The following is a 13091-nucleotide window of genomic DNA, read 5'->3' as shown; positions in this document are numbered from 1 at the left end:
ACGATGACGTATCGCGGACGCTGCCATTGCGGCAGTCTGGCATTCGAACTGGACGGCGAGATCGCTGAGGTCTACGACTGCAATTGCTCGATGTGCCGACGGCGCGGCGGTCTGCTGGCGTTCGCGCCCGCCGAGGCATTACGCGAGACCGGGACCGGCAGCGCGGGCACGTATCGCTTCAATACGCACCGGATCGACCATCATTTCTGCACCGTCTGCGGCATCGCGCCCTACAGCCGCGGCATTGCTCCCGATGGGGCGCCGATGGCCTGCGTCAACGTGCGCTGCATCGACGGATTGGACCTGGGATCACTGAAGATCGTGCAGATCGACGGCGCTCGATTCTGATCGTACGCGGTGTCCCCGTATGGCCATCGCCGCTCACGTTACGTAGCGCCCCGATCCGGGCCCGAGCGAGGCGCCGCCGGCGCTGAGCTATCGTCCCTCCAACAGGCGCGACTCCGTGGTTGCGCGGCCGTGCACGTCTGCGGCGCAGATCGGGGGCCGTGGCATCGGCGCGCTGAGCGTACGTCAGTCCCCGATGTCGGACGTCGTCGGCGGTGCCACGCCCTCGGTCAGCATCTGCCGCAGACGCGCACGTCTACGTTCGAGATCGGCGATCTGGCGTTCGATCTCAGCCAGCCGCGCCTGTTGCATGGCGGTGGTCTGCGGGCAGGCGGCGGCCCCCTCGACCAGACGCATGCAATCGGGAAACGCCCGGATCTCGGCCAGATTGAAACCGGCCGCGATGAGCCGTTGGATCTGTCGGACCTGGGTGGCCGCGATCGGCGCAAAGCGCCGGTAGCCGTTGTCGGCGCGCGTCGAGGCGAGCAGGCCGTGTGCGTCGTAGTGGCGGAGCGACCGCTGGCTGGCGCCGGTCTGGCGCGACAGCGCGCCGATGGTCAACGACGCAGCGGGCGCAGGGGCTGAAGGCGACATCGGCGCATGCTAGCAGCCAGCGCTTGACCTTGACACCGATGTGAGGCTCGACACTGGCGTGCCCCGTGTTCTGGAGACCCCGCATGTCCCGTGTCATTCGTCATTCGATGGTGCCGTCATTGCCCGCCTTGCTGCTGGCCGCGCTGCTCGCGCTCGCGGCCTGGCCGGTGTTCGCACAAGGACGCCACTACACCGTCACCGCGCCCGATGGCGTCGCAATCGCGGTCGAGGAGGCCGGCGATCCTGCCGGCCGGCCGATCGTGCTGGTACACGGCCTGCTCGGCAGCCGGTTGAACTGGGAGGCGCAGCTGCGCAGTGCCGATCTCGCCGGTTACCGGCTGATCGCCTACGACCTGCGCGGACACGGTCGCTCCGGCAAACCCGACGACGCGGCGGCATATACCGACGGCGCGCGCTGGGCCGATGAGTTGGCGGCCGTGATCGAGGCCAGCGGTGCGCAGGCGCCGGTGCTGGTCGGCTGGTCGTTGGGCGCCGCGGTCGTGACCGAGTACCTGGCGCGTCACGGCGATGCCGGTATCGCCGGCGCGGTGTATGTCGGTGGCGTGGTCGAACTGGACCCGTCGCTGCTCCAGCCGCATCCGTCGCTTTATCAAGGTATGGCGGACGACGATCTGCGCACGCATCTCGATGCCGAGCGCGCGTTCCTCGCACTGTGCTTCGCGCATCCGCCCGAGACCGTCACCTTCGAGCGTCTGCTCGCCGGTGCGGCGCTGGCCTCGGATCGGATGCAGGCGGCCGTGCCCAGCATGACCATGGATGCAGCAGGCGGCCTTGGACGCCTGCACAAGCCATTGCTGTTGCTCCACGGCGCGCGCGATGCGCTGGTCCGGCCCGAGCCATCGATCGCGCGGGCGCGAACGCTCAAGCCCGATGCGCAGACCATGATCTATGCGGACATCGGCCACGCACCGTTCGCCGAAGCGCCGGCGCGTTTCAACCAGGACCTGGTGCGGTTCGTCGAGGCGACGGCGCCCCATTAACGCCGCCGCGCGGTCGAGCGGCCGATGACCGGCCTGCGGCGCTCAGCCTTCCTCTTCTTCCTCGAATTCCACCAGGGCGTCGAGGTCGAAAGCCAGCGCCTCGACCGCCTCGCGGACCTTGCGTGCAGTGGCGGCGTTGCCGGCCTCGACCTCGATCTCGTGCATCTGCGGGCCGCTGACATCGCTCAGCCCGGCGGAACTCGAATCGGCGTCGTCCATGTGCGGCATCAGGTCGTCGATTTCCTCGACATGCTCGATGCCATCGATGCTCTGCAGGAGATTGATCACCGTGCGGGCGGTGTCGTCGCTGCCGGTCAGGCGGATGCGGAGCATGGGCATGGCGGGTCCTCTTCGTCTTCGATTGAGCGGGGAAGCGTGAGGCTGAGAGAAGCGGGGGCAAGCCTGTGTGACGAGGGCGCCATGATCGCGTTGCACGAACGGGCGGCGCGGTTCACACGCGCAGCCAGCGCATCGACAGGGCGACACCGGCCATCGCCGCAGCGACGCCGAGGAATGCGATCACCAGTCCGGTCGCCTGCGCGGCAAAGCCGATCAATGCGGGACCTGCGAGTACGCCGGCATAGCCGAGTGTGCTGATTGCCGGGATCGCCTGTGCCTCGGGCATCGTCGTCTGGCGGCCGGCCATCGAGAACATCACCGGCACCACATTGGCGCAGCCCACGCCCACCAGCGCATAGCCGGCCAGCGCGATCGCGCCATGGGGCGCCAGCGTGGCGATGCCCAGGCCCACGCAGGCGCACAACGCACCGAGCACGACCGCGCGGCGATCACCCAGGCGGCGGACGAGGCCGTCGCCACACAGCCGCGCGACCGTCATCGCCAGTGAGAACACGACAAAGCCCAGTCCCGCGCGATCGGCGTCCACACCGCGGACCTCGTGCAGGAACACCGCGCTCCAGTCGAGCATCGAGCCTTCGACCAGGAACGCCACGAAGCACAGCACACCGATGCACGCGACCACGCCGCGCGGCCACGCGAACGCGGCGGTGTCGCGCGCCACGCGTTCGCTGCGCCAATGGCGTGCCGACGGCGCATACAGCGCCAGCACGATCAACGCGACCAGGCCCGTCGCCAGCCACGGCGCCAGGCCTGCGCTGAGCAAGGCAGTCGTCCCGGCGGCGCCGACAAAACCACCGATGCTGTAGAACGCATGGAAGCCCGACATCATCGGACGTGCGCTGTCGCGTTCGACCGCGACGGCCTGCAGATTCATCGCGCAGTCCATCGCGCCGATTCCGGCACCGAATGCCGCCAGCGCAGCCGCCAGCAGCCAGGGCGTTGCGGCCATCGCGAGCATCGGCAAGGTGATGCAGATCAACAGCAGCGCGGCCACCATGACGCGCTTGCAGCCCTGCCGCGCGGCGAGCGCACCAGCGGCCGGCATCGCCAGCAGCGAGCCGGTGCCCAGGCACAGCAGCACCAGTCCGAGCGAGGCCTCGTCGAGCCCGGTCCGGGCCTTGGCGAACGGCACGATCGGCGCCCAGGCGGCGATCGCGAACCCGGGAATGAAGAACGCGGCGCGCGTCGCATGCTGCTGCGCGCGGGGGAGGAGGTGGGGACGGACATGGCGGACGACGTGGGGCGGGGAAGGGGGAAGCAGCTGGCGCTCAGGGTGGGGCGGCGACGTGCACCGCGATGCCGCGTGCGGCGAAGCGCGCGCGTTGCGCAGGCGGCGCATCGTGTTCGACGACCAGCGTGGCGATCGCTTCGAGCGCTGCGACCCGGTGCGCGGCCTGCGTGCCGAGCTTGGCGTTGGTCGCCACCACGATGGCCTCGCCGCTGGCCTCGATCATCAGGCGTTTGAAGCGGGCCTGCTCGCCGTCGACGCTCCAGATGCCGTGGTCGGCATCGATCGCGCAGGCGCCGGGAAAGCACAGGTCAGCGCGCAGGTCGCGCAGTTGCGCCATCGCCTGCGCGCCGAGCGCCGCGCCGCTGCTGGGGTCGATCCGACCGCCGATCAGCAGGACCTCGAAGCCGTCGCGGGCCATCAGTGTCTGGGCGATATCGGGGGCATTGGTCGCGACCGTCAGCGCCTCGCGTTCGGGCAATGCAGCGGCGATCGCGCTGTTCGTGGAGCCGGCGTCGAGCAGCAGCAACTGGCCGGGGCGGATCCGCGCGGCCGCCACGGCGGCGACCGCGAGCGCGCGCTTGCCCGCCGCGTGCTCGTGATGGCGTCGGGCCAACGGGGGGAAGTCGGGCGTCGGCGGCAGTGCGCCGCCGTAGACGCGTCGGCACAGACCTTGCGCGGCAAGCTCGCGCAGGTCGCGGCGGATCGAATCCTCCGACACGCTGAACTCGGTCGCCAGTTCGGTCGCCACGACCCGGCCCTCGATCGCGAGCCGGCGCAGGATCGCCTGCTGGCGCTCCTGCGGCAGGGCATCGCCGGAGGTGGTCATCGAAAACGACCGCGTGCGATGCACGGGGCTGCGTGCGCGAACGCAGCGCTCACGTCACGCGCCCAAGGCGCATCGCGGCGTCGCGACGCGGCCCGGCGAGAGTCGCGACCGTCCAACTCCCTGCACTGCGACATCAGGCACTCCCGTCACGTGAGCGTGCAAGTCTGGATCAGTCGGCGGAAACGTGCAATATCGTGCATTCGTATGCATGATTCGGCAGGTCGGTGGTTGATGCATGGCTACTTGCGGTAGACCGTCTCGTGGCCTGTCGTCGGCGACTCAGCGCTGCGCGACGGGCGTGCGGACCGGCACCGTGATGTTGCACAGGTCGATGTGGCCGGCCGGATGCAGGTACCAGGCGTCGCGGCGGTTGCGGCGCGATTCGACCACCGCATCGAACAGCGGCGTATCGGTCCGCAGCACCTCGAGCGGTGTGCGCTGCGCGGGCGGCAGTTCCGAGGCCAGGCGCACCGCGCGGATCGGCGTGCGCTGCGCCGGGTCGGTGTAGAAGCCCAGCGGGCCGGTGCCGCGCGGCAGCACGCTGAGCAGTTCCATGCCCTGCAGCACGCGGCCGACGACGGTGATGTTGCGGTCGAGCTGGCGCGGCGACTGGCCGGTCACGACATAGAGCTCGGTGCCGTTGCTCGAATCGGGCGCGGTGTCGCGGCCGGCGCCGAGCGTGCCGTAGCAGTGCGCGAGCCAGGCACGCCCCCGCGGCCGGCCTGCGCGTCGGCATCGCGCGCGGCCGGGAAGCCGGCGGCGAATCCGGTCTGGGCCGCCCAGCCGTCGCGGTCGGGCAAGGCATGGAATGCCAGCCCCGCGGCCGGGCGGTCGAACTCGGCCGGCAGGTGCGCGCGTGCGCTGCCGATCGGCTTGCCCGGGGCGCCGTCCTCGACGATGTCGCCAAACTGCACGACGAAGTTGTCCTGCGCGCGGTAGAGCGTCAGCCTGTCCCAGAAACCCTCGCGTGCCAGCGTTCGGATGTTGGCCACATGCGCGGGCGCGAAGTCGGGCGCCAGTTCGATGATCACCCGGCCGGTCTCCAGGTCGAGATACAGCGTGTCCTGGGGTCGGGCGTGCGCCAGTCCGCTGGCGTGGAGGCGTCGAGCAGGTCCTGGGTCGAGCGCGGGTCGGCCTCGCGCGTGCCTGCGACGTCGGCTGCGGGTGTGCTGGCGCAGCCCGTGATCAACAGCGCCAGTGCAGCAGCGCAGGCGGCGACGGGACGGCGCAGTCGGGACGAGGGCAGGCGCATGAGCAGAAATCCTGTGGAGTCGAGCGCCGATTGTGGCCGACCTGACGCGTCGCATGACTAGCGGCACATTCGCTATAGCGAAGTTCGCAATAGAGTCCTGCTCGACACTTGGGGGCAGGCATTGACCGGAAGCGACGAAGCGGACGACGCGGGCTTGCGCAAGTTCCAGAAGGAACTGAGCGCAGGCACGGTCTCGCTCGCGCTGCTGGCGGTGCTGGCTGGCAGTGCCGAGCCGATGTATGGCTACCAGATCGCCAAGCGGCTCGAACGGCTCGACGGCGTGCTCGCCGGCAAGCAGAGCGCGCTGTATCCGGTCCTACGCAATCTCGGCGCCGCGGGGCTGCTCGACAGCCACGTCGCGCCCTCCGATGCCGGGCCGCCGCGTCGCTACTACCGCATCACCGAGGCAGGGCGGACGACCCTGCGCCATTGGGCCGCCGCCTGGCGCGCCACCCGCGATTCTGTCGACGCCGTCCTGGAGGGGATGATCGAATGAACACCCAAGGTCTGCCGCAAAGCATCCCCGAGTACTTGGAACACCTGCGCCGCGCGCTGGCCGGCGCCGATCCGGCACTGGTGCAGGACGCGCTGTACGACGCCGAGGAGTACCTGCGCTCGGAACTGGCCGAGCATCCGGGCCGCAGCGAGGCCGAGGTGATCGCCGCGGTGGCCTCGAGCTACGGCGCGCCCGACGAGGTCGCCGACATCTACCGCGATACCGAGGTCAAGGTGCAGACCGCGCTGCGGCCGCCGGCGCCCGCGCCGCGCAGCTCGCTGGCAGGCCGCTTCTTCGGGGTCGCTGCCGATCCGCGGACCTGGTCGTCGCTGTTCTACATGCTGCTGTCGCTGGCGACGGGCATCTTCTACTTTCTGTGGGTCGTGCTGGGCCTGTCGATCTCCGGCAGCCTGGTCATCGTGCTGGTCGGGATCCCGTTGTTGATCCTGTTCCTGGGCTCGGTGCGGGTGTTGTCGCTGGTGGAGGGCCGGCTGGTCGAGGTCATGCTCGGCGAGCGCATGCCGCGCCGGCCGCTGTACGCGGCCCACGGTCGCAGCTGGACCGGGCGCATCGGCGACATGTTCACCGACGCGCGGACCTGGAGCACGCTGCTGTACATGCTGCTGATGCTGCCGCTGGGCATTGTCTACTTCACGCTGGTGGTGACACTGCTCAGCGCGTCCTTGCCGCTGATCGCCGCCCCGCTGTCGCTGCTGCCGGGCTTGAACCTGAACCTCTGGATCTCGGGCATCGACGTGCCGCGGCAAGCCCCGTTCCTGCTGCCGCTGTTGTCGGCGATCGGCGTGCTGCTGCTGTTCGGCACCCTGCACCTGTGCCGCGGCATCGGCCGTCTGCACGGCGCCATCGCCAAGCATCTGCTGGTGCGCACCGCCCAATACTGAGCCCCAAAAACCGGGGTCAGAGTCCATTTTTCGCCGGCACCGGGGCAGGCTGTGCCGGTCGATGGATCCAAATTCGACTCTGACACCGGTTTGTGGCGGGGAGGCGATCGTCGCTCCGACGCCGGGTATGCGCCGACGAAAAAAACGGGGTCAGAGACACTTTTCCGGTTCGCCGCAGTTGGGTGGCGGCGAGGGAAAAGCGACTCTGACCCCGGTTTTCGGGTTCGGGTGACTCAGACGCCGGCGACGCGGCGGGCGACCTGGAAGCGGGTGGCCCAGTAGCCGGAGTCGAGGTCGGAGACCATGACGTCCTTGCCGCTGCGCGGGGCGTGGACAAAGCGGCCTTCGCCCAGGTAGATGCCGACGTGGTCGATGCGGTTGCCGCGGCGGCCGAAGAAGACCAGATCGCCTGCGGTCAGCGAGGTGCGGTCGATGCGTTCGCCGTTCTGGGCCATTTCGCGCGAGACGCGCGGCAGTTCGATGCCCAGTGCCGTCCGGAAGACGTAGCCGACCAGGCCGCTGCAGTCGAAACCGCTGTCGGGGCTGGAGCCGCCCCAGCGGTAGGGTGTGCCGAGCAGGGTGAGCGCGCGCTTGAGCAGGGATTCGACCCGGCCGTCGGCGACCTGCACCGGCTTGTCGACTTCCATCGCGATGAGTTGGTTGATGTCGCTGGCCAGGAGCATCTGCGGCTGCTGCAGCTGGGCGGCGGGTGTGACGATCGCCTTCGCGACCGATGTGGTCTGATCGAACTGATCCGCTGAGTCGGCAGCCAGGCCAGGGCCTGCGAATGCCGGGGCGGTCGCCAGCGCAAGCAGCAGCGCGGCGGAGGTGTTGCGAAGGAGGCTGCGGGAGGCGCCAGCGCCATTCAAAGACGCGTCTGTCGTCGTCACGTGTGCTTCACATCTTCCGGACCAGCGGGGGAAGCTACCGGGTTTGTGCGAAGGAGTTGTTAAGCAAAAGTTACTGAATGCGCACAAGTGCTTGTTTGTGTTCGCTATTCAGTGAAGAACGCGTCGTGACCCCGTGTAGTTCCGGCGCCAGTAGCTGCCATCCAGATGGTCCAGGCGCACGGTGCCGCCGGTGCTCGGCGCATGCACGAAGCGGCCCTCGCCGACATAGATCCCGACGTGGGAAACGCTCCCGCCGCTGCCGAAGAACACCAGATCGCCCGGGGCCAGCCGATCGGCGTCGATCTTCGGTCCCTGGTAGGCATAGAGCTCGCGCGATGAACGCGGCAGCCGCACATCGAGCATGTCGCGGAACACGTAGTTCACCAGGCCGCTGCAGTCGAAGCCGCCCTCGGGCGTGTTGCCGCCATATCGATAAGGTGTGCCGACCAGGCTGATCGCACGCATCAGCACTGCATTGGCCGCCGCCGGGTCGGTTGGCGACACCGCATTCCAGGTGCGCTGCGGGGCCGGCGCCGAGGCGGCCGGCGCGGTCGGGCGAACGTCGCGCCCGCCGCAGCCGGCCAGCGCGAGCAGGGCGAGCGTCGTCGTCAGCACGCCAACCGCGCAGCGCCGCGCGGTTGGCGCGAACGCGTCGGAGTCGGGATAATGCGGACTTGCCTGCATGTACGTCATTCCACCTGCCAGTCCTGGCATCGTGCCGCATGTGCGCCACCGTCCTCAAGCGGCCTTGCGGCCGCGCCACCAGGGATCCCCCCATGAAGATCGAGAAAGACCGCGTCGTCCGTTTCCACTACAGCGTCGCGGAGGCTGGCCAGGCGCCGGTGGAGACGTCGCGTGATCGCGATCCGCTGGCGATCCTGTTCGGCCACGGCAACATCATCCCGGGCCTGGAAAAGGCGATGGAAGGGCGCGAGGCCGGCGAGAGCTTCAAGGCCGAGGTCACCGCCGCCGAGGCCTATGGCGAGCGCCGCGAGGGCATGACCCAGCGCGTGCCCAAGAAGCACTTTGGCGACCAGAAGCTCAGTGTCGGCCAGCAGGTGGTGCTCAACACCAGCTTTGGCCCGCGCGCGGTGACGATCGAGAAGGTCGGCATGAGCGTGGTCGATGTCGACCTGAACCATCCGATGGCCGGCAAGGATCTGACGTTCGACATTGAGATCGTCGAAGTGCGCGAGGCCTCGACCGAGGAAATCGAGCACGGCCACGTCCACGGCGACGGCGGTCACCACCACTGATCCGTCAACGGTGGGCGACGCGGGGAGGCGTCGCGCTGCCGGGCCGGATCGGTCGATCGGGGAACATGCAATGAGCGCATCGCGGCATGCCGTACTGGGCCGGTGCCCGCTGCGCAGCGGCTGGAGATCCTCGATGCCCTGCGTGGCGTCGCGCTGCTGGGCGTGTTCGCGATGAACATCGAAGGGTTCTCTCGGCCCGCGCAGGAGATGGGCGCGGGCATCCCGCCCGAGGCCACCGGCCTGGATTGGGCGGTCGCCTGGGGCGTCCACGTCTTCATCGCCGGCAAGTTCTGGACGATGTTCTCGCTGCTGTTCGGCATGGGCTTTGCGCTGATGAGGGAGCGCATTGCCGCCTCGGGGCGTCCGGTCGCGCCGGTGTTCCTGCGCCGCCAGGCGGTGCTGTTGGCCTTCGGCCTGCTGCACATCGTGCTCATGTGGTGGGGCGACATCCTGCACAGCTATGCCATCGCCGGACTGTTGCTGCTGGCAATGCGTGAGATCGCGCCTCGCTGGCAGCTCGCTGTCGGGCTGACGCTCTATACCGGGGTTGGGGCGTTCTATCTGGCGAACGCCGCGCTGCTGGCGCTGGTGCCCGATGCGATGCTGGCCGATTTTGCAGGCGCATTGGCGTCGGGGCGCGAAGCCGCCGAGCGCATCTATCCCAGCGGCAGCTTCGGCGAGATCACGCAGCGTCGTGTGTCCGACTACCTGCAACTGGGCCTGCAAAGCCAGTTGTTCCAGGTGCCGATGATTGCCGGCGTGTTCCTGGTCGGCAGTTGGTTGCTGCGCGGCGGCTGGCTGCGCGCACCTGCCCGGCATCGCGGCTTCTGGTGGCGGCTGCTGGCCTGGGCGGTGCCGCCTGCGGTGCTGTTCACGGCCCTGGGCGTGTGGCTGGGCACGTCGTTCGACAGTCCGCTCGCGCCACACGCCGCATTGTCGGCGGGCTTGATGCTACTCGGGTCGCTGCCGATGTCGCTGGCCTATGTCGCGTTGCTGGTGCTGGCCTGGACATCGGCCTCCGGGCAGCGGGCGCTGCGCATCTTCGCGCCGGCTGGCCGCATGGCCTTGACGCATTACCTCGCGCAATCGCTGGTGTGTTCGCTGTTGTTCTACGGCTACGGCGCCGGTCTTTGGGGTGAACTCGGGCGCGCGGCGCAGACCGGCCTGGTGCTGGTGGTGTTCGCGCTGCAACTCGCGATCAGTCCTGTCTGGCTGGCGCGGCATCGGCACGGGCCGGTGGAATGGCTGTGGCGCTGGGCGACCTACGGCCACCGGCCGTCTTGGCGGCGCGCGTACCAGGTGGCATGAGCCCGCGCGACGACGTGCTGATCGTCGGCGGCGGCGCGGTCGGCCTCGCCTGCGGGCTGGCGCTGGTCGAGGCCGGGCGCCGGGTGCGGGTGCTCGAGGCAGGCACCGCAGGCTGCGGCAGCTCGCACGGCAATTGCGGCACCATCACCCCCAGCCATGCCGCACCATTGGCGGCGCCAGGTGCGATCGCGCGTGCATTGCGCTGGATGTTCGCCAGCGATGCGCCGCTGCGCATCGCACCGCGTTTCGATCCCGCGCTGTGGGCTTGGCTCGCAGGGTTCGCACTGCGCTGCAACCGCCGCGACTGGCAGCACGCCACGCGCGCGCGGGCGGCGATCCTGCAGGCATCGCGCGCGGCGTTCCCGGCATGGCTCGCCGACCACGGCATCGAATGCGAGTTCGCGGCGACTGGCATCGACTACGTCTACCGCGACCGCGCGCAATTCGACGCCTTCGAGGACGAGGCGCGCATGCTGCGCGAGCTGGGTCTGACGCTGGACCAGATCGACGGCCCGCGCGCGCTGCGCGAGGAACCGGCGCTGCGCGAAGGCGTTGCCGGCGTTGTGCGTTTTCCGGGCGACGCGCGCCTGCGGCCCGATGTCTATGTCGCGGGAATGGCTGCGGCGTTCCGCGCGGCGGGCGGCACGCTGGAAGAACAGTGCGAGGTGCTGTCGGCCGAAGAGACCCGCGAGGGCGTGCATGTGGCGACCTCGCGCGGCGACTTCGTGGGCCGCGATCTATTGCTGGCTGCCGGGGCCTGGTCGCCCGGCGTCGCGCGTGGGCTGCGATTGCGGGTGCCGGTGCAGCCGGGCAAGGGCTACTCGATGACGTACGCACGTCCGGCGTCTGCGCCGCAGCGTTCGATGGTGCTGCACGAGCGCAGCGTGTTCGTGACGGTCTGGGACGCCGGCCTGCGGCTGGGCGGCACGATGGAGTTCGCCGGCTACGACCGCAGCCTCAACCGTGTGCGGATCGATGCGATCGAACAGGCGGCCGGCGAGTATCTGCATCTGCCGGCGGCGCCCCGGCGCCAGGACACGTGGACCGGCTTGCGCCCGGTGTGTGTCGACGACCTGCCGCTGATCGGTGCAGCGCCGGCGCATCGTCACATCTGGATGGCGACCGGGCATGGCATGCTCGGTATCAGCATGAGTGTCGCCACTGCCCACCTGATCCGCGATTTGATCTGCGGAACGCCGCCCGGATTCGATCCGGCCCCCTTCGCGCCGGCGAGGTTCGCATGAGCACGGCCGGCGATGCGCTGGCGTTCGACCTGATCGTCGTTGGCGGCGGCTCGGGCGGACTGGCTGCGGCGTTCCGAGCCGCCGAGTACGGCCGGCGTGTTGCACTGCTCGAGCCGGGCGACCTCGGCGGCACCTGCGTCAACGTCGGCTGTGTGCCCAAGAAGGCGATGTGGCTGGCTGCCGACCTGGGCTTGCGCATCGGCCACGCCGCGCGACTTGGATACGACTTGCCGCGCGACGGCCGTGCCGCGTTCGACTGGCCCTGCTTTTTGACCGATCGTCAGCGCTACATCCACGGGATCCATGCCAGCTATCGCCGGCGGCTCGATCGTGACGGTGTGCTGTTGCTTCCCACGCGCGGCCGGCTGGCGGGGGAGGGCGCGGTGGAGACGGCCGATGGCGCCTTGCTGCGCGCGCCGCACATCGTGCTCGCGACCGGATCGCGTCCGATCGTGCCGCAGATTCCTGGCGCGTCGCTGGGCGTGGTGTCGGACGATTTCTTCCACTGGACGCAGGCGCCGCCGCGCGTGGCGATCGTGGGTGGCGGCTACGTCGCGGTCGAGTTGGCCGGTGTGCTGCAGGCCCTGGGCAGTCAGGTGGATCTGGTCGTACGCGACGGCCGGTTGTTGCGCCAGGCCGAGCCCGAACTGGTCGCGCAGTTGCAGGACAACTACACCCAGCAGGGGATCGTGCTGCATCTGGGCATGGCCTCGCAGGCGCTGCATCGGCAGGCCGACGGGCGGATCGCGATCCAGACCGATGGCGGCCAGCGGCTCGCGGACTACGACCAGGTGCTGTTCGCGACCGGGCGGCGCCCCAACACCGACGACCTGGGCCTGGAGCGCGTCGGCATCGCGCCTGACCCCCAGGGTCATCTGCAGGTCGATGCGTTTCAGGACACGCCTGCGCCCGGCGTGCATGCGGTCGGCGATATCTGCGGCTGCGGTCCGGCGCTCACGCCGGTCGCGATCGCGGCCGCGCGCCGGTTGTGCGACCGTCTGTTCGGCGGTCGGCCCGATGCGCGCCTCGACGCGGAGAACGTGCCCAGCGCGATTTTCTCGCACCCGCCGCTGGCGATGGTCGGTCTGACCGAGGCGCAGGCGCGCGAGCGACATGGCGACGACGTGCACGTGTACACCAGCCGCTTCCGCCCCATGATCGAGGCGCTGGCCGATACCTCGCAGTGCAGCCTGTTCAAGTTGATCTGCGTGGGCGAGGCGCGGCGCGTGGTCGGCCTGCACCTGCTCGGCGACGCTGCCGACGAGATTCTGCAGGGCTTTGCCGTCGCACTGAAGATGGGCGCCACGCTGGACGACTTCCACGACACCGTCGCCATCCACCCCACCAGCGCGGAGGAAGTGGTGCTGATGCGCTGACCTGTCGCAG

The 13091-nt window shown here is 69.5% G+C and carries 14 protein-coding genes and 1 pseudogene; 8 read left to right on the top strand and 7 right to left on the bottom strand.

Annotation, left to right across the window (positions count from 1 at the left end; translation table 11 throughout):
* Positions 1–3 precede the first annotated feature (3 nt).
* A complete protein-coding gene (locus BEN78_01290; protein ASR42243.1) occupies positions 4–348 on the top strand; it encodes an aldehyde-activating protein in 345 nt (114 codons plus the stop codon).
* A 183-nt stretch (positions 349–531) separates the two neighbouring features.
* Here the strand turns inward: BEN78_01290 and BEN78_01285 are convergent, their stop codons facing one another.
* Entirely contained in the window at positions 532–939 is a 408-nt protein-coding gene (locus tag BEN78_01285) for a MerR family transcriptional regulator (GenBank protein ASR42242.1), read from the bottom strand.
* A gap of 83 nt (positions 940–1022) precedes the next feature.
* On the opposite strand from BEN78_01285, the gene BEN78_01280 reads away from it, so the two are divergent.
* Positions 1023–1940, top strand: a complete 918-nt coding sequence (locus BEN78_01280) for an alpha/beta hydrolase (GenBank protein ASR42241.1) — start codon at positions 1023–1025, stop codon at positions 1938–1940.
* Positions 1941–1982: 42 nt separating this feature from the next.
* Here BEN78_01280 and BEN78_01275 read toward each other — a convergent pair whose 3' ends face one another.
* From BEN78_01275 to BEN78_01260, 4 genes and pseudogenes are all read right to left on the bottom strand, one after another.
* Positions 1983–2279: a hypothetical protein gene (locus BEN78_01275; GenBank protein ID ASR42240.1), complete on the bottom strand. Its 297-nt coding sequence runs from the start codon at positions 2277–2279 to the stop codon at positions 1983–1985.
* 112 nt (positions 2280–2391) lie between these two features.
* The gene (locus BEN78_01270) at positions 2392–3561 is read right to left on the bottom strand and encodes an MFS transporter (GenBank protein ID ASR44822.1); all 1170 of its coding nucleotides are present in this window, start codon (positions 3559–3561) and stop codon (positions 2392–2394) included.
* 7 nt (positions 3562–3568) lie between these two features.
* Positions 3569–4357, bottom strand: coding sequence for a DeoR family transcriptional regulator (locus BEN78_01265; GenBank protein ASR42239.1), 789 nt, complete (start codon positions 4355–4357; stop codon positions 3569–3571).
* A gap of 279 nt (positions 4358–4636) precedes the next feature.
* Positions 4637–5609, bottom strand: a pseudogene (locus tag BEN78_01260) (peptidylprolyl isomerase).
* 121 nt (positions 5610–5730) lie between these two features.
* Here BEN78_01260 and BEN78_01255 point away from each other — a divergent pair.
* Together BEN78_01255 and BEN78_01250 are read left to right on the top strand one after the other, a co-directional pair.
* Positions 5731–6105: a PadR family transcriptional regulator gene (locus tag BEN78_01255; GenBank protein ID ASR42238.1), complete on the top strand. Its 375-nt coding sequence runs from the start codon at positions 5731–5733 to the stop codon at positions 6103–6105.
* Positions 6102–7007, top strand: a complete 906-nt coding sequence (locus tag BEN78_01250; GenBank protein ID ASR42237.1) for a hypothetical protein — start codon at positions 6102–6104, stop codon at positions 7005–7007. The genes BEN78_01255 and BEN78_01250 overlap by 4 nt, the downstream gene beginning before the upstream one ends.
* Before the next feature lie 233 nt (positions 7008–7240).
* On the opposite strand, the gene BEN78_01245 is transcribed toward BEN78_01250, so the two are convergent.
* Complete coding sequence (locus BEN78_01245; protein ID ASR42236.1) at positions 7241–7876, bottom strand: hypothetical protein; 636 nt, start codon at positions 7874–7876, stop codon at positions 7241–7243.
* Between the two features lie 129 nt (positions 7877–8005).
* Positions 8006–8509, bottom strand: a complete 504-nt coding sequence (locus BEN78_01240) for a hypothetical protein (GenBank protein ID ASR44821.1) — start codon at positions 8507–8509, stop codon at positions 8006–8008.
* Between the two features lie 164 nt (positions 8510–8673).
* Here BEN78_01240 and BEN78_01235 point away from each other — a divergent pair, with 164 nt between their 5' ends.
* From BEN78_01235 to BEN78_01220, 4 genes are all read left to right on the top strand, one after another.
* Entirely contained in the window at positions 8674–9153 is a 480-nt protein-coding gene (locus BEN78_01235) for a peptidylprolyl isomerase (protein ID ASR42235.1), read from the top strand.
* 78 nt (positions 9154–9231) lie between these two features.
* Positions 9232–10461, top strand: coding sequence for a hypothetical protein (locus tag BEN78_01230; protein ID ASR42234.1), 1230 nt, complete (start codon positions 9232–9234; stop codon positions 10459–10461).
* Entirely contained in the window at positions 10458–11705 is a 1248-nt protein-coding gene (locus tag BEN78_01225; protein ASR44820.1) for an amino acid dehydrogenase, read from the top strand. Before BEN78_01230 ends, BEN78_01225 begins: the two co-directional genes overlap by 4 nt.
* A complete protein-coding gene (locus BEN78_01220) occupies positions 11702–13081 on the top strand; it encodes a glutathione-disulfide reductase (GenBank protein ASR42233.1) in 1380 nt (459 codons plus the stop codon). The genes BEN78_01225 and BEN78_01220 overlap by 4 nt, the downstream gene beginning before the upstream one ends.
* The last annotated feature ends 10 nt before the right edge of the window (positions 13082–13091 follow it).

Origin of the sequence: Xanthomonas citri pv. mangiferaeindicae (assembly GCA_002240395.1) — a bacterium.
GTDB classification, from domain to species: Bacteria; Pseudomonadota; Gammaproteobacteria; order Xanthomonadales; family Xanthomonadaceae; genus Luteimonas; species Luteimonas citri_A.
The sequence above is the reverse complement of the archived record's forward strand: the minus strand, read 5'-3'. Positions and strand labels throughout refer to the sequence as shown.